Origin of the sequence: Kluyvera intermedia (genome assembly GCF_034424175.1) — a bacterium.
Classification (GTDB): domain Bacteria; phylum Pseudomonadota; class Gammaproteobacteria; order Enterobacterales; family Enterobacteriaceae; genus Kluyvera; species Kluyvera intermedia.
This window is the reverse complement of the sequence record NZ_CP139986.1, coordinates 1-16,349: the sequence shown is the minus strand read 5'-3', so window position 1 is coordinate 16,349 and position 16,349 is coordinate 1. Positions and strand designations below refer to the sequence as shown.

Below are 16,349 nucleotides of genomic sequence, written 5' to 3'. Positions count from 1 at the left end.
CCGTGAAGATGCCGGTCAGAAAGGTTAGTGCAGTTCCGGCCAGTAGTCTTTATTGGCCTCAATCAAATCATCAAGAATTGCTTTGGCGACTGATGCGCTCGGCACGGTTTTCGACAATGCAATCGCCTGCCACAGTTTGTGGTAAGAGCGATGTTCCCAGGCATCCACCACCAGTTTTTCCACCGCTACCTGCTGGCCCATCATCCCTTTCTGGAAGTTAGGAATATCGCCTACCGTCAATGGTTCTGGGCCGTTGTGGCCGACCAGGCATGGAATTTCAACCATCGCATCGGCGTCGAAGTTATGAATCGCACCGTTGTTTGGCACAATCAGCAGCATGCGCTCTTGGGTGTTAAAGGCGATGGCGGTCGCCAGATCGACGATGTAAGAAGCATGTTCATCAATTTCCAGGTCGCCCGCAGAGGATTTACCGGCTTCAATAATCGCCCGACACGCGGTGAAGACGTTTTTCTCACGGTGGTCCATCACCTCGTTAGCGCGGGTGCGCTCCGGGTTAGAGTGAGCGACCACATAGTCAGGGAACAGATAGTATTTCAGGTAGGTATTCGGCATGGTGTCCGGATCCAGCGCCTGCACGTCTTTCGCTTTGGCGAAAGTATCATTCCAGCTTGCTTCCGTATGTGGGTCGTTAGATGGCGGAACATAGCCATATTTAGCGACATGTTCGCGTAATTTCGGCATTAAATCGTTGCCTTCCAGATCTTCAATCGATGTCCACCAGCCGAAGTGATTCAGGCCGTAGTAGCGCACACGCATCTGTTTACGATCTTTGAGACCCACAATTTGCGCCATTCGTCCTTCAATGCCGATAGGCATATCGCAAATGTTGAGAATTTTAGCGTTTGGACGCAGGCGGTTCGTCGCTTCCGCCACAATCGCCGCCGGGTTGGAGTAGTTCAGCATCCACGCGTTCGGCGAATATTTTTCCATATAATCGACCAGTTCCAGCACGCCGCCGATCGAGCGCATACCGTAAGAAATGCCACCCGGCCCGCAGGTTTCCTGACCGAGTACGCCGTGGCGCAGCGGGATTTTTTCATCTTTTTCACGCATCGGGTATTTACCCACGCGGATATGCGCCATCACAAAATCGACATCGGTAAACGCCGCTTGCGGGTCGGTGGTGTAGCTGAATTCAATCTCCGGCGCCTGCTCTTTAAGGATAACCTTACATGCTTCGGCGATGGTTTCCTGACGCGCGCCGTCGTTGTCGTAAAATTTCAGTGACCGCAGCGGGAACCGGTCCTGGTTTGCCAGCAGCATTAACACGATGCCTGGGGTAAAGGTACTGCCGCCGCCTGCGATAACAACTGAGAATTTTTTCATGATACTGCCTCCGTCATGGTGGTGTGTTCGGTCGGTCGAGAATGTTTCATTAAGCTTTCTAGCTGGTCGCGGACCTGTGGAACATGCAGGCCAACAATCACCTGGATGCCATTGCCGCGTCGCACGACGCCGTGAGCGCCAAGTGCTTTAAAGACGTCGTCGCTTTGTGTCTTCGCCATATCCACCAGCGCGATTCGTAAACGTGTGGCACAGTTATTGACGCTTTCAATGTTGGCTGCGCCACCCAGTGCCTGCAGGATGCCTGCGGCCTGGCTAGGTTTACCCTCGGTTGCACCCTCGGCAGTGGTTTTGCCGCGTGCAGCCTGATAATCCGCTTTGCTGTAGAGTTTGATTTCGCTGTCTTCACGGCCCGGCGTTTTCAGGTTGAAGCGCAGGATTAGCGCTCTGAAAACCACGAAGTAGAGCGCCGTGAAGCACACGCCAATGCCTATCTGGATAAACATCATTGAGGCGTGGTTATGGAACATCGGGATCCAGTTTTGCGGCAGAAACTGATCCAACAGGCCGCCGCCCATATTTCCCACCACTCCGCACATGTACATCACCGTCGCCATCGTCGCCGCCAGTACCGCATGGATGGCGAACAGTAGCGGGGAGATAAACAGGAAGGTGAATTCAAGCGGTTCGGTAATCCCGACCAGTACGGCTGTCAGCGTTGCAGGAATAAGCAGGCCCGCCACTTTGACCCGGTTTTCCGGCGCCGCGGTAAAGTACAACGCCAGCGCAATCCCCACGGAGCCAAAGACTTTAGAGTTGCCGTGCAGGGCAAACCCGCCTTCCGGGAATAATGTTTTCAGCGGTTCGGTGCTTTGGCTGAATGCGTGCAGATGTTCGGCCCAGTAAACCTGAATACCGCCTTCTACCGCCGCAGGGCCAAAGATGAATGGACCGTAGACAAAGTGATGCAGGCCGGTTGGGATCAGAATGCGTTCGAGGAAGGTGTAGATCCAGACGCCTAATGCACCTGCGCCGCGTAAAAATACCTGGAGCGACTCAATCCCCATCTGGACTTTTGGCCAGCCGAGCAGCGTCAACCAGGCGCAAGGAATCATCACCAGGAACGCCACGATCACCACAAATGATGAGCCCTGGAAAATGCCGAGGAATACCGGGAGAGGTTTGTCGAAGTAGCGGTTATGCAGGGCGGTGACGATGCCGGAAATGACTATCGCCCCAATGATGCTGGTGTCGAGGGTCTTTATCCCGGCAATCATCGTCAGGCCAGTACCTGCCGTAGGGTCGAGCGAGAAGTCGACGCCAAAAAAGTGGCCCCAGGTCATCCCCATCGCATTAATAAAGTAGTTCCAGGTCAGGAAGCTAACCAGAACCGCCAGGCATGCGCGGCCCTGCGCCTGTTTTGCCAGGCCAATCGGCAGACCGACGGCAAAAATCAGCGGCATATTACGAAATACCGTCCAGCCACCTTCTTCAATAATGTGAACAATCTGAGCGAATAAGCTATCGGAGGCCGTTAACGCCTCACCAACGAACAGCGGGTTGCGCAGCATAATGGCGATACCCACCACGATCCCCGCAAAGGGAAACAACAAAACTGGGGTAAACATTGCGCCGCCAAAGCGTTGTATTTGACTGAGCATTTGGAAATCCTCATTTAACAACTCGTAGGGTAAGTGGCCTTATTGGTGTTTATCTTCGGCCTGCTACGAGAATAGGAATTCGCTCATCTAACAACATGCTATTGCGTTGCAATCCGTGATCGCATTCATGGTTTTAATTAGCGCAATGTTGTCTACTTTTTTGATGATTAGTAGACATCTACAATCTCACTATTTTTCCATTTCTGAAGAAATCTCTGTATTCCGCTGTAATACGTTAGTTTTAAATAAGAAACATCGGTTCAATAATTGCTCACCTGACGTCAGAAGAGGTCTAGTTGTGATCTACAAATCAATAGCCGACAGATTGCGTTTACGTCTGAATTCATCCGATTTCAACATTGGCAGCCCATTACCGGGCGAGAAAAAGCTGGCGGAGGAGTTTGGCGTTGCTCGTATGACGATTCGTAAAGCCATCGATCTGCTGATTGAGTGGGGTCTGGTGGTGCGGCGGCACGGCAGCGGCACCTACGTGGCGCATAAAGATATTCATCACGAAACCACCAATCTCACCGGGCTGGCGGAAATATTGCGTCAGCAAGGAAGGGAGGTATCTAGCAAGGTGCTGGTGTTTGAGGTGATGCCGGCCCCCCCGGCGATTGCCAGCCAGTTGCGGATTCAGATTAACGAGCGGATCTACTTTTCGCGCAGAGTACGCTACGTGGACGGTAAACCGCTAATGCTGGAAGACAGCTACATGCCGGTGAAGCTGTTCCGTAATTTGTCACTGGTGCATCTGGAAGGGTCGAAGTTTGATTATATCGAGAAAGAGTGCGGCATTATCATCAGCGGCAATTATGAGAGTCTGGCACCGGTGCTGGCGGATAAGCAGCTGGCACAGTCAATGAATCTACCGGAACAGACGCCGCTGCTGCGCATCACCTCTCTTTCCTACAGCGACAGCGGCGAGTTCCTTAACTATTCCGTGATGTTCCGTAACGCCAGTGAATATCAGGTGGATTACCATCTGAGGCGCGTGCAGGCCGTTAGCCCATCCCCCAGAACAGCACCGCCAGAAGCTGTGGAGTAATAATGCGCAGGAACATCACCAGCGGGTAAACCGTGGCATAAGAGAGTGCAGCCGCGCCGCTGGTGGCGTGTAGGTTGTTGGCAAACGCCAATGCCGGTGGGTCAGTCATCGAGCCTGCCAGCATACCGCAGAGGGTCAGATAGTTCATCTTCGCGAAGATGCGCGCCAGAATACCCACCGTCAGCAGCGGAATGCCGGTAATGAAGATCCCGTAACCTATCCAGCTTAAGCCTTCACCGTGCAGCAGCGTTTCGACAAAATCACCGCCGGATTTTAGCCCTACCACCGCCAGGAACAATACAATCCCCAACTCACGCAGCGCCAAGTTGGCGCTTGGCGGCATAAACCAATAAAGCTTGCCGATGCTGCCAATTCTCCCCAGAATCAGCGCCATAATTAGCGGGCCACCGGCCAGACCTAGCTTCAACGCGACCGGGAAACCGGGAATAAAAAGCGGCACGGAGCCCAGTAGCACGCCAAGTCCAATGCCGATAAATACCGGCAGCATTTGCACCTGCTGTAATTTCTGTTGAGCGTTACCGAGGTCAGACGCCACCGCATCAATCGCTGCCGGACGACCGACCAGGTTTAAGATATCACCAAACTGCAGGCTGGCATTGCTGCTGGCCACCAGTTCAACCCCGGCACGGTTTAAGCGTGAGATCACCACGTCATAGCACTGTTTATAGTGCAGATCGCGGATTTTCTTGCCCAACACCTTTTCGTTGGTGACCACCACCCTTTCCACTTTCATGTCCGTGCCGCGCGTCGACAGCGAAGTTTCCACCTCTTTACCGATAACCAGCTGCGCGTTATGCAGATCGGACGCTTCCCCGACCAGGTGCAGCAGGTCGCCGGTTTCAATAATCGTCGTGGGCGACGGTACCATCAGGGTTTCACCGCGCTTCAGGCGCGAGCAGATAATTTTATCGCTATTGAGAACCGGCACATCCTGAATCGCCATGCGGTTCAGATTGGGGTTTTCAACGCGGATATTGATGGTTTTAAGGTGTGAATGGCCAGAACCCGCCTGTTCGTCAAACTGCTGAGCCTCTTTTTCTACGTTTACCCTAAAGAACAGGCGTATCAGCCACATGGTGAGCAAAATACCGCAAATACCAAATGGATAGGCCATCGCATAGCTCATACCCATTTGATCCACCACGCTGAACGGCTCACCGAGATCGCGCAGGATTTGCTGCCCGGCACCCAGCGCAGGCGTGTTGGTGACAGCACCAGAGAAAATACCCAGCACTACCGGCAGCGGGATAGCGAAGATTTTGTGTAATAGCGTGGTGACGAGGCCACCGAGGATAACAATCAGAATGGCGAACAGATTTAGCCGCAGGCCGGACACCCGCAGCGACGCAAAGAATCCCGGCCCCACCTGGATACCGATAGTGTAGACGAACAATATCAGGCCAAATTCCTGAATAAAGTGCAGCATCGGGCTGCTCAGGGTAATGCCCGCCTGGTCAACAAAGTGGCCGACAATGATGCCGCCGAACAACACGCCGCCAATACCAAAGCCGATTCCGCGAATTTTGATGTTACCAATCCACAGCCCCACGACCGCAACCAGCGCCAGAACGCTGACCGTCAATGCTATATCACTCATCCTGTTTTCCTTGTGAATAACATTACTGATAACAGGGATTATGGACGAAGGAATGGGGAGTTGTATGTAATACGAAGCACAATAATCACTAACAAAGGTCGGCGCGATAAGGTAAAAAAAAGCCCCGAAATTCGGGGCTTAATCAGTCAAATTGGCTTAGCTATTTAACGCTGGGCGTTCACTAATGGCGATACGCTGCGGCGCGAGGGCTTCTGGCACATTGCGGGTTAAATCAATATGCAACAGGCCGTTGTTATAGGTGGCGCCGGAGACTTCCATATTTTCAGCCAGGGTGAAACTCAGGCTAAAGGCCTGGGTAACTAACCCCTGGTGCAGCCATTGGGTCTCTTTTTCTTGTGGCTGCGGCGTCCCTTTCACGGTCAGACGTGTGCCTTCAAGCTGAACGTCCAGATCTTCCTGACGGAACCCGGCTACCGCTAACGTGATGCGATAGTGGTTATCGTCGCTTTTTTCAATGTTGTACGGTGGGAAGGTCTGGCTTTCAGTAGTGCTTTGCAGCGCATTTGCCAGTTTGTCAAAACCGATCCATTGACGCAGCAGTGGGGATAAATCGTAGTTACGCATAATATTTCTCCTTCTAAGAAGCGAGTTTCCCCTTCACACTTCCCGTTGCAGATGCGTTGGCTGCGTTCGTTCACCCCAGTCACGTACTTTTGTACGCTCCTGGGATTCACTCCCTTGCCGCCTTCCTGCAACGTGAATTGTTTCGGGCGAAAAATACCTTTCGACTCCCTGACGGCAAGTCGATTGTTTAACACAGGCCGCACAAGCGGCCCGGCAGAATTAGTTAATTTCGATACGGCGCGGTTTGTTCGCTTCTGGAATGACGCGCTCCAGTTCGATATACAGCAGGCCGTTCACCAGGTTAGCGCCACGCACGTGGATGTTTTCAGCTAACTGGAATTTGCGTTCAAAGTTGCGCTCGGCAATACCTTGATAGAGATAGGTGCGTTCTTTCTGCTCTGCTTCATGCGCACCTTTAACCACCAGCACATTATCCTGCGCGGTAATTTCCAGCTCACTTTCGGCAAAACCGGCCACAGCAATCGCGATGCGATAGTGGTTTTCATCAACCAGTTCAACGTTGTACGGAGGGTAGCCACCGTTGCTTTGTGTTTGATTGTTTTCCAACAGGTTGAACAGACGGTCAAAACCAATGGCAGAACGGTATAACGGGGATAAGTCAAAGTTACGCATAATCAAATAGCTCCTGAAAATCAGCGAGAAATTTAAAACCTTCCATCATGGACAGGTCATTGAGGCCCGAACACCCCGCAGGCGTGTTCTCTTTGGCTACACCTATAAAATGAGGGAGAAAGAACCTTTTTCAAGTCCTCGTGTCTGACTTTTTTTGCACTTTCTCTGATAAGGCTTACACTGGGTCAGAGCACAAAAGGTCAAAGTGCGACAGCCGCCACAGAGCGGTAAGCCGGGACTTTCTATTTTGGCAACGGGTGGCTATAACCCGGGTGACGAGCTTTTTTATGCTCATAACAATGAAGAGCTCATGATGAAAAATATTCTGATTAAAACGGCGCTGGTTGGGGGGATCTTCTTATCGGGAGGATGTTCCAGCGTAATGTCACATACGGGCGGCAAAGAAGGAACTTATCCTGGTACGCGCGCCAGTACAGAAATGCTGAGTGATGATGAGAATGGCTGGGCGACCAAATCACTGATCGCCCTGGATATGCCTTTTACCGCCGTGATGGATACGGTTTTGTTGCCGTGGGATTTATTCCGCAAAGACAGCTCTGTACGTTCACGAGTCGAAAAGAGCGAGCAGGAAACACTGGCGACTAACGCGGTTATACCGCCTGCCGCCATGTCCGCCCCATAAATTAATGGCCGGTCTCCGTCGTCCACAGCTGGCGATAACCGGCTGTCTCCTCCATCCAGGCTATTGTGTGTCCATCGGGTGAGAAGACCACTGCATCTGCCGATGGTGGATTAGCATGATCGTTCGTTAAAAACGTCACCGCCCCACTGTCTGCCGCACAAATCGCAATACGTTCTTCCAGCACAAAGCCCAGCCAGTTTCCTGACGGATGCCAGTTGAATGCCGACTGAATATCTGATGTGTTATGCGTCAACTGCTGCGGCTCACCGCCCTGCGGCGACACTAACCATAACTGGACGATACCGTTGTCATCTCGCATCAGTATGGCAATTTTCGTCCCCTGTGGATTGCAGCGCACCCAATGGCGCGGCACATTCACAAGCCCTGGATACGCCCGTTGGTGGGTGAAGGTTAAACGGCGCTGGCATACGCCCATTGGCGGCGCAGGCAGAGTGGTGTCTGTCCCCGCCAGCGGCGCATCGCCCGCCTGTTTCCAGGCCGACTCCGTGCGCGGAAGTTCCACCAAAAACAGCTCAGGCACCTTTTCACCGGATAGAGAAACGGTATCGCCAATAAACGTCAGCGCCTGTGAGCTCACCCAACCCTCTTCATAAGCACGGTTGATGTCGTCACTACCAGGTTGAGGCTGGGCGGTAGTCTGACTGACCAATACGCACCAGTGGCTGCCGCTATATTCACGAGGATGCTGTCCGCGCGGCAACACCGGCCCATACGGCGCGGCAACGCCGACATTGCGCAGATCCAGTGCCGGGTCGTATTCATGCATCACGTGGTCGTTATAGGTAAAACTCACGTACTGTCCACACGGGCTGTAGACGTGGACGTGGCTGCCACCGCGCAGCGCGCCGGGGGTGTAAGGCTCAGTAATATCCATTGCATCAAGATTGCGGGTTTCAGCGAGCGTGGTCACGACACCACGACGATGGTGGAAATCATACTGCCATTGCGCATCCGGGTTTTCCGGGCCGTGGATGAACACGTACTGGTCGGCAAAGGGATGCACCGTCACCACACCAACATGCGCACCTTCGCGCGCCTGATAAATCACCTCCACCTCACCGCTGTGAACGTTTACGCGCTCAATGGAATCGCCGGTAAACGAGGCACCAGAGGGACGAACATCAAAAACCAGCCACTGGCTGTCCGGCGTCCAGGTGCGGGTATTCGTTAATTGGTGGTTGCGGGGGGAGAAAGTGACTTGTTTCATGGCAGAGTTCCGGTCAAAAGGTACCGCATACTTTTACCATGTGCAGAGGTTAACCCATAAGGGTTTAAGTAGAATGCCCGGCTTTAACCGGGCATTGGGGAATATCAGGAAAGTACGTACTTCTCAATCGCCCAGGCCACACCATCTTCGAGGTTTGATTTGGTGACGAAGTTTGCCGCCTCTTTCACTGCAGGAATAGCGTTGTCCATCGCGACACCGACACCTGCATACTCAATCATCGCAATGTCATTTTCCTGATCGCCAATCGCCATGATTTCTTCTTGTTTGATACCCAGCACGTCAGCCAGCGATTTCACACCAGTGCCTTTGTTTACGCGCTTGTCGAGGATCTCGAGGAAATACGGCGAGCTTTTGAGCACGGTATATTTCTCTTTCACTTCAGCGGGGATGCGGGCAATCGCTTTATCGAGGATAGCAGGTTCATCAATCATCATGACCTTGAGGAACTCAGTCTTCGGATCCATTTTTTCGGCTTCGCAGAACACCAGCGGAATGGTCGCCACAAAGGATTCATGCACCGTGTAGTAACTGATATCACGGTTAGCGGTGTACAGCGTATTGCGATCCAGCGCGTGGAAATGAGAACCGACTTTACGAGACAGCTCTTCCAGGAAGCGGTAGTCGTCATAGTTCAGCGCCGTCTGTGCGACCGTGCTGCCATCACCTGCTTTCTGCACCAGCGCACCGTTGTAGGTGATGCAATAATCCCCCGGTTGCTCCATACCCAGCTCTTTTAAGTAGCTATGCACGCCAGCGTAGGGACGCCCGGTGGTCAGAACCACGTTAACTCCTTTTGCACGCGCGGCGGCGAGTGCATTTTTTACCGCAGGAGAAATAGTGTGGTCCGGCAACAGCAATGTTCCGTCCATGTCGATTGCAATCAGTTTAATAGCCATGAGATCCCCAGGTTAGATGAGTCTGTCCTCATGCTAACTCGATTTAGCTCAAAAAACAGCAGGTAAGGTCGGTTTAAACGGGGATACATCGCATAATGCGTGCTCCCCTTTTGTTTGTCGATCAGCCAAATGGCTTGCCGCCTTTGAGCAGATTCATACCGGCTGAAATCAGGTCAGTGTGCGCCTGTGAGTCAACCTCACCCTTCGGCGAAAGCGCATCAATAATCCTTGGAAGATAGTCTGCCAGCAAAGACGAGGCCGAACTGGCATCGGTACCGAGCTTCGCACCGAGATCGGCTACCGCGGGTGTGCCTAGCGCAGACTCAATCTGGTCGGCACTAACCGATTGGTTATTGTGTTGATTGCTGATCCAGGATGAAACGATATCGCCTAATCCCCCGTTTTTCAGCTTCTCTAACAGAGCCTGAACGCCGCCTTGATCATTGACCCACGTCAGGATGGCCTGATACTTCCCCGAATCACCCTGTAGCAATGAACCGACTACATCATCGAAAAATCCCATACTTCACCTCAAGTCATGCGTTAACAATAGACAGGGTGAAGTATAGTTCGCGGATGACGGACATAAAAAAACGCCTGAAAAAATTCAGACGTTTTTATCTGTTGTCCTGATAAGCGTAGCGCTACCAGGCTGCCGGATGGCGGCGTAAACGCCTTATCCGGCCTACAGTTTAGATATCGATGTTCGCCGCTTTCAAGGCATTCTCTTCGATAAACGCACGACGCGGTTCAACGGCATCGCCCATCAGGGTGGTGAACAGCTGGTCAGCAGCAATCGCATCTTTAACGGTCACACGCAGCATGCGACGGCTGTCTGGGTCCATAGTGGTTTCCCACAGCTGATCCGGGTTCATTTCGCCCAGACCTTTATAACGCTGAATGGAGAGGCCACGACGAGATTCTTTCACCAGCCACTCCAGCGCTTGTTCGAAGCTGGCAACCGGCTGACGGCGTTCGCCACGTTCGATGAATGCATCGTCTTCAATCAGGCCACGCAGCTTCTCGCCCAGCGTGCAAAGACGGCGGTATTCACCACCAGTGATGAATTCGTTATCCAGTGGATAATCGGTGTCGACACCGTGAGTACGTACACGGATAACCGGTTCGAACAGATTCAACTCGGCATCTTTACGGACAAGGCTATTCCAGGTGCTACCGTGCATTTCATTTTCATTCAGCACGTTTACCAACTGGGAAACCCAGGCCGTGACTTTCGCTTCATCAACCAGATCGGCTTCGGTCAGCGTTGGCTGATAGACCAGCTCTTTGAGCAGTGAACGCGGATAGCGGCGCTCCATGCGGCCAATCATTTTCTGCGTACCGTTGTACTCAGAAACCAGTTTTTCCAGCGCTTCACCCGACAGTGCCGGTGCATGGGCGTTGGTATGCAGGGTTGCGCCATCAAGAGCGATAGAGATCTGGTATTGATCCATCGCTTCATCATCTTTGATGTACTGTTCCTGCTTGCCTTTCTTCACTTTGTACAGCGGCGGCTGAGCGATGTAGACGTGGCCACGCTCAACGATTTCTGGCATCTGACGATAGAAGAAGGTCAACAGCAGCGTACGGATGTGTGAACCATCAACGTCGGCATCGGTCATGATGATGATGCTGTGATAGCGCAGTTTATCCGGGTTGTATTCGTCACGACCAATACCACAGCCTAGTGCGGTAATCAGCGTGGCAACTTCCTGAGAAGCGAGCATCTTGTCGAAGCGCGCTTTCTCAACGTTAAGGATTTTACCCTTCAGCGGCAGAATCGCCTGGTTCTTACGGTTACGCCCCTGTTTTGCAGAGCCGCCCGCTGAGTCCCCTTCCACTAAGTACAGTTCAGAGTGGGCCGGGTCGCGTTCCTGACAGTCCGCCAGTTTGCCCGGCAGGCCTGCTAAGTCCAGCGCGCCTTTACGGCGAGTCATTTCACGCGCACGACGTGCGGCTTCACGGGCACGTGCTGCATCAATAATTTTTCCGACGACGATTTTGGCGTCAGACGGGTTTTCCAGCAGGTATTCGCTCAGCAGTTCATTCATCTGCTGTTCTACCGCCGTTTTCACCTCAGAAGAGACCAGTTTGTCTTTGGTCTGAGAGGAGAATTTCGGATCCGGTACTTTTACGGAAACGACGGCAATCAGGCCTTCACGGGCATCATCACCGGTGGCGCTGACTTTGGCTTTTTTGCTGTAGCCTTCTTTGTCCATGTAAGCGTTCAGCGTACGGGTCATCGCCGCACGGAAGCCTGCAAGGTGAGTACCGCCATCACGCTGTGGAATGTTGTTGGTGAAGCAGTAGATGTTTTCCTGGAAACCATCGTTCCACTGCAACGCCACTTCTACGCCAATACCGTCTTTTTCGGTGGAGAAGTAGAAGATATTCGGGTGAATAGGCGTTTTATTTTTATTGAGATACTCAATAAACGCCTTGATACCACCTTCATAGTGGAAATGGTCTTCTTTGCCGTCACGCTTATCGCGCAGACGGATGGAAACGCCGGAGTTCAGGAATGACAGCTCGCGCAGACGTTTTGCCAGAATCTCATATTCGAATTCGATTACGTTGGTGAAGGTTTCGTGGCTTGGCCAGAAACGCACCTGTGTACCGGTCGCTTCCGTTTCACCGGTTACCGCCAGCGGAGCCTGTGGCACACCGTGGACATAAGTTTGCTGATGTACTTTGCCTTCGCGGCGGATCAGCAATTCCAGTTTCTGCGACAGGGCGTTAACAACCGAAACACCTACGCCGTGCAAACCACCGGACACTTTATAGGAGTTATCATCAAATTTACCGCCTGCGTGCAGAACGGTCATGATAACTTCGGCCGCAGAAACGCCTTCTTCCGGGTGAATACCGGTTGGAATACCACGGCCATCATCGGTCACGGACACGGAGTTGTCAGCGTGAATCGTCACCACGATGTCTTTACAGTGACCCGCGAGCGCTTCGTCGATAGCGTTATCCACAACCTCGAATACCATGTGGTGCAGACCGGTGCCGTCATCCGTGTCACCGATATACATACCCGGGCGCTTACGCACCGCATCCAGCCCTTTCAGGACTTTGATACTGGAGGAGTCATAAGAATTCGACATCAACGTTTCTCGCTCATTTAATCTTGGGTTAATCCGTTATTTTACCCTTTTCCACGGTAAACATCTTCGAATTTTCATCGGACATGTCTATAACGTGTTCAGCGCTAATTGCGCTGACGAAAACCTGTGATTGTGTCGCTTTTAAACGGCTGGCCAATAGGCCACGCCGCGCATCATCAAGTTCCGAGGCAAAATCATCTATCAGGTACAGGCAGCGCCGCCCGCTCTCGCGGGTCAGAAACTCACCCTGCGCCAGACGTAGTGCGCACATCAGCAGTTTTAACTGCCCGCGCGATAAGGTGTCTTCCACAGGTGCGCCATCGGCGCGAATGCGGAAATCAGCCTTGTGCGGACCGTGTGCGGTGTAGGTCAGCATACGGTCGCGTTCGAAGCTTCTCTCTAGCACTTCGGCATAGTCGGTTTCCTTTTCCCAGCCACGCTGGAAGGAGAAAGCGAGGGAGAACTCCGGGAGAAATTGTTTGCAGGTATCCGCCATATCTTCGGCAATACCGGTGCTGTATTCAGCACGCCAGCGGCTAATCTGCTCAGCCAACGGGATAAGTTCTTTATCCCACGGTCGTAGCTGTTCGTAGCGGGTTACCTGACGTAGCGCGGCGTTACGCTGTTTTAGCAACCGCTTAAGGTTGCTCCAGGCGGTGAAGAATCCCGCTTCGTTGTGGAAGCATCCCCAATCAAGGAAGGCTCTTCTGTATTTGGGGCCGCCGTTGAGTAAAGTAAACCCCTCAGGCGTAATCAGCTGCATCGGCATCAGTAGCGCCAGCTCAGCAACTTTGTGACCGTCGGTGCCGTCGATTCGGACTTTACTGTCACCCAGCTTGTCTTTGGTCAGGCCGATGGCGGTTTCGCGAGTTTCACCCTGCAAACGACCGTGCAGCACAAACGCATCCTGCTCGTGGCGAATCACACGGCCAATCTGCAAACTGCGAAACGCCCGGCCATGGCCGAGCGTGTAAATGGCTTCCAGTACGCTGGTTTTGCCACTGCCGTTGGCGCCAACCAGGAAGTTAAAGCCAGGGGATAAAGCGAGATCCGCGTTTTCAATATTGCGAAAATCGCGGATCAACAGGCGGGTGAGCGACATTACAGTCTCATTGGCATAACAACATAGGCCGCGCTTTGGCTGGCAGCATCTTCAATCTGTACGCTAGAGACAGAATCAGTCAGCAGAATGCGGACGGTTTCACACTTCAACGCGTTCAACACATCCAGCACGTAGCTCACGTTAAAGCCGATTTCCAGCTCGGTGCCAGGGTAGGAGACGTCCAGAATTTCTTCTGCTTCTTCCTGCTCCGGGTTGTTGGCGGTGATTTTAATCTGGTTTTCACGCACAAACAGACGCACACCACGGAATTTCTCGTTTGAGAGAATCGCCGCACGGGCAAATGCTTGCTTGAGGATATCGCAACCGGCTTCGAGGTGTTTATCCGGATTTTTCGGTAACACGCGGCGATAATCCGGGAAACGACCGTCAACAAGCTTCGATGTGAAGATAAAGTCACCGACGTGGGCACGGATATTATTGCTGCCAATCTGCACGCGCAGCGGTGTATCACCACCGTCGAGCATACGCATCAGCTCAATCACACCTTTACGTGGCACGATCACCGAATGGCTTGGCAGAGATTGTCCCACCGGCATTGAGCAGACCGCCAGACGGTGACCATCGGTTGCCACGGTACGCAGTTCTTCACCTTCGGTTTCAAACAGCATGCCGTTTAAGTAATAGCGAACGTCCTGATGCGCCATTGAGAACTGGGTGGCTTCAATCAGGCGTTTCATCGTCGCTTGCGGCAACGTGAATTCCACGTCGCTTTGCCAGTCGTCGAGGTTCGGGAAGTCAGCAGCAGGCAGCGTGGACAGCGAGAAGCGGCTGCGGCCAGAGCGCACCAGCATGCGGTCGCCTTCGAGCTGAACAACGATCTCCGCACCATCCGGCAGGCCACGACAAATGTCGAAGAATTTACGCGCCGGGACGGTAGTCGCGCCCGGTTCATGCGGTTGCAGCAGCGTAACACGCGCTACCATTTCCATTTCTAAATCGGTACCGGTCAGCGACAGCGTGCCATCCGCCACCTGCAACAGCAGGTTACCCAGAATCGGCAATGTCGGACGCCCGCCAAGCGGGCCACTCACCTGTTGTAACGGTTTTAATAAATGTTCACGTTCTACGGTAAATTTCATAGGATCACGACGACAATGTTCTGATTAAATTGGAAAAGTCTTCTTTGATATCGTGGCTTTCTTCACGCAGCTGCTCAATCTTACGGCAGGCGTGCAGCACGGTGGTATGGTCACGACCACCAAACGCATCGCCAATCTCCGGCAGACTGTGGTTGGTGAGCTCTTTCGCCAACGCCATCGCCATCTGGCGCGGACGCGCCACCGAGCGAGAACGTCGCTTGGAGAGCAAGTCCGCAATTTTGATTTTGTAATACTCCGCCACCGTCTTTTGAATATTGTCGATGGTGACCAGCTTTTCTTGCAGCGCTAACAAATCGCGCAGCGCTTCACGCACGAAATCGATGGTGATCGCCCGGCCGGTAAAGTTGGCATTGGCGATAACGCGGTTCAGCGCCCCTTCAAGTTCACGCACGTTAGAGCGTAGACGCTTGGCAATAAAGAACGCCACCTCACCTGGCAGACGAATATCATTTTCGTCAGCTTTTTTCATCAGGATAGCGACGCGGGTCTCAAGCTCAGGCGGTTCGATAGCCACGGTCAAACCCCAACCAAAGCGGGATTTCAGACGATCTTCGACACCATTGATCTCTTTCGGATAGCGATCCGATGTCAGGATGATCTGCTGATTACCTTCCAGCAGGGCGTTAAAGGTGTGGAAAAACTCTTCCTGGGATCGTTCTTTATTGGCGAAGAATTGGATGTCATCGATAAGCAGGGCATCAACGGAACGGTAGTAGCGTTTAAACTCTTCGATCGCATTGTTTTGCAGGGCTTTTACCATGTCCTGGACAAAACGCTCGGAGTGCATATACACCACTTTTGCATTGGGTTTACGGGCAATAATGCCGTTGCCCACAGCATGCAACAGGTGCGTTTTACCTAAACCCGTACCACCGTACAAAAACAGCGGGTTATACGCCCCGCCTGGGTTATCCGCAACCTGACGCGCCGCCGCGCGAGCCAATTGGTTTGATTTACCTTCAACGAAGTTATCAAAGGTATGCTTAACGTTGACGTTAGAACGGTAGGAATGTTCTGCGGGGGCCGGAACGTTATCCCAACCCGAGCGTGGGGCCGGCGCAACGCGCGGTGCATAAACCTGTGCTGCCTGCGCCGGAGCGCTGACGTTTGCCGTCTCTCTGACGGTCTGGGTGACCGGTTTGGTGCCAACCTCAAAACGCAGTTGCGGGGCATCAGCACCGCAGAAATCATTCAGCAATCCATTGATGTTATTGAGGTATTTATCTCTCACCCAATCGAGCACAAAACGATTTGGCGCGTACAGGGCCAGCGTGTTATCGCTTAGTTCCGCCTGCAACGGGCGGATCCACATGCTGAATTCTGTGGCTGGTAACTCATCCTGCAATCGGGCAAGACATTGCTGCCAAAGCGAAAGTGACAC

General features: G+C 52.8%; 14 protein-coding genes and 1 other annotated feature. Of the genes, 2 read left to right on the top strand and 12 right to left on the bottom strand.

Annotation, left to right across the window (positions count from 1 at the left end):
- Window positions 1–24 precede the first annotated feature (24 nt).
- Complete coding sequence (locus tag U0026_RS00070; protein ID WP_062776690.1) at window positions 25–1,347, bottom strand: 6-phospho-alpha-glucosidase; 1,323 nt, start codon at window positions 1,345–1,347, stop codon at window positions 25–27.
- On the bottom strand, window positions 1,344–2,966 hold the full coding sequence (locus U0026_RS00065; RefSeq protein WP_062776688.1) for an alpha-glucoside-specific PTS transporter subunit IIBC: 1,623 nt from the start codon (window positions 2,964–2,966) through the stop codon (window positions 1,344–1,346). Before U0026_RS00065 ends, U0026_RS00070 begins: the two co-directional genes overlap by 4 nt.
- Window positions 2,967–3,264: 298 nt before the next feature.
- Here U0026_RS00065 and U0026_RS00060 point away from each other — a divergent pair, with 298 nt between their 5' ends.
- Window positions 3,265–4,014, top strand: coding sequence for a GntR family transcriptional regulator (locus U0026_RS00060; RefSeq protein ID WP_062776686.1), 750 nt, complete (start codon window positions 3,265–3,267; stop codon window positions 4,012–4,014).
- Here the strand turns inward: U0026_RS00060 and U0026_RS00055 are convergent.
- The 3 genes from U0026_RS00055 to ibpA form a co-directional block, all read right to left on the bottom strand.
- Entirely contained in the window at window positions 3,971–5,632 is a 1,662-nt protein-coding gene (locus tag U0026_RS00055; RefSeq protein ID WP_062776684.1) for a putative transporter, read from the bottom strand. The genes U0026_RS00060 and U0026_RS00055 overlap by 44 nt on opposite strands.
- A gap of 156 nt (window positions 5,633–5,788) precedes the next feature.
- The gene (gene ibpB / locus U0026_RS00050; protein ID WP_062776682.1) at window positions 5,789–6,217 is read right to left on the bottom strand and encodes a small heat shock chaperone IbpB; all 429 of its coding nucleotides are present in this window, start codon (window positions 6,215–6,217) and stop codon (window positions 5,789–5,791) included.
- Between the two features lie 219 nt (window positions 6,218–6,436).
- A complete protein-coding gene (gene ibpA, locus U0026_RS00045; protein WP_062776681.1) occupies window positions 6,437–6,850 on the bottom strand; it encodes a small heat shock chaperone IbpA in 414 nt (137 codons plus the stop codon).
- Window positions 6,844–6,920: a sequence feature (ROSE (Repression Of Heat Shock gene Expression) occurs in the 5'-region of heat shock genes and acts as an RNA thermometer to modulate expression.), on the bottom strand. Its footprint overlaps the gene before it by 7 nt.
- A gap of 243 nt (window positions 6,921–7,163) precedes the next feature.
- Between ibpA and U0026_RS00040 the strand changes: the two genes are divergently transcribed.
- Window positions 7,164–7,493 (top strand): YceK/YidQ family lipoprotein, encoded by a 330-nt coding sequence (locus U0026_RS00040; protein WP_062776749.1) that lies wholly within the window; start codon window positions 7,164–7,166, stop codon window positions 7,491–7,493.
- 1 nt (window position 7,494) lies between these two features.
- On the opposite strand, the gene U0026_RS00035 is transcribed toward U0026_RS00040, so the two are convergent.
- The 7 genes from U0026_RS00035 to dnaA form a co-directional block, all read right to left on the bottom strand.
- Window positions 7,495–8,721 carry a DUF3748 domain-containing protein gene (locus tag U0026_RS00035; protein WP_062776679.1) on the bottom strand — a complete coding sequence of 409 codons (1,227 nt, stop codon included), beginning with the start codon at window positions 8,719–8,721 and terminating at the stop codon, window positions 7,495–7,497.
- Between the two features lie 104 nt (window positions 8,722–8,825).
- Window positions 8,826–9,638 carry a sugar-phosphatase gene (gene yidA / locus U0026_RS00030; protein ID WP_062776678.1) on the bottom strand — a complete coding sequence of 271 codons (813 nt, stop codon included), beginning with the start codon at window positions 9,636–9,638 and terminating at the stop codon, window positions 8,826–8,828.
- Between the two features lie 121 nt (window positions 9,639–9,759).
- Window positions 9,760–10,161, bottom strand: coding sequence for a YidB family protein (locus tag U0026_RS00025; protein ID WP_062776677.1), 402 nt, complete (start codon window positions 10,159–10,161; stop codon window positions 9,760–9,762).
- 169 nt (window positions 10,162–10,330) lie between these two features.
- Window positions 10,331–12,745, bottom strand: coding sequence for a DNA topoisomerase (ATP-hydrolyzing) subunit B (gene gyrB / locus U0026_RS00020; protein ID WP_062776675.1), 2,415 nt, complete (start codon window positions 12,743–12,745; stop codon window positions 10,331–10,333).
- Window positions 12,746–12,773: 28 nt separating this feature from the next.
- A complete protein-coding gene (gene recF, locus U0026_RS00015; protein ID WP_062776674.1) occupies window positions 12,774–13,847 on the bottom strand; it encodes a DNA replication/repair protein RecF in 1,074 nt (357 codons plus the stop codon).
- Window positions 13,847–14,947, bottom strand: coding sequence for a DNA polymerase III subunit beta (dnaN, locus tag U0026_RS00010; protein WP_062776672.1), 1,101 nt, complete (start codon window positions 14,945–14,947; stop codon window positions 13,847–13,849). The genes recF and dnaN overlap by 1 nt, the downstream gene beginning before the upstream one ends.
- 4 nt (window positions 14,948–14,951) lie before the next feature.
- Window positions 14,952–16,349 carry a chromosomal replication initiator protein DnaA gene (dnaA, locus tag U0026_RS00005; protein ID WP_062776670.1) on the bottom strand — a complete coding sequence of 466 codons (1,398 nt, stop codon included), beginning with the start codon at window positions 16,347–16,349 and terminating at the stop codon, window positions 14,952–14,954.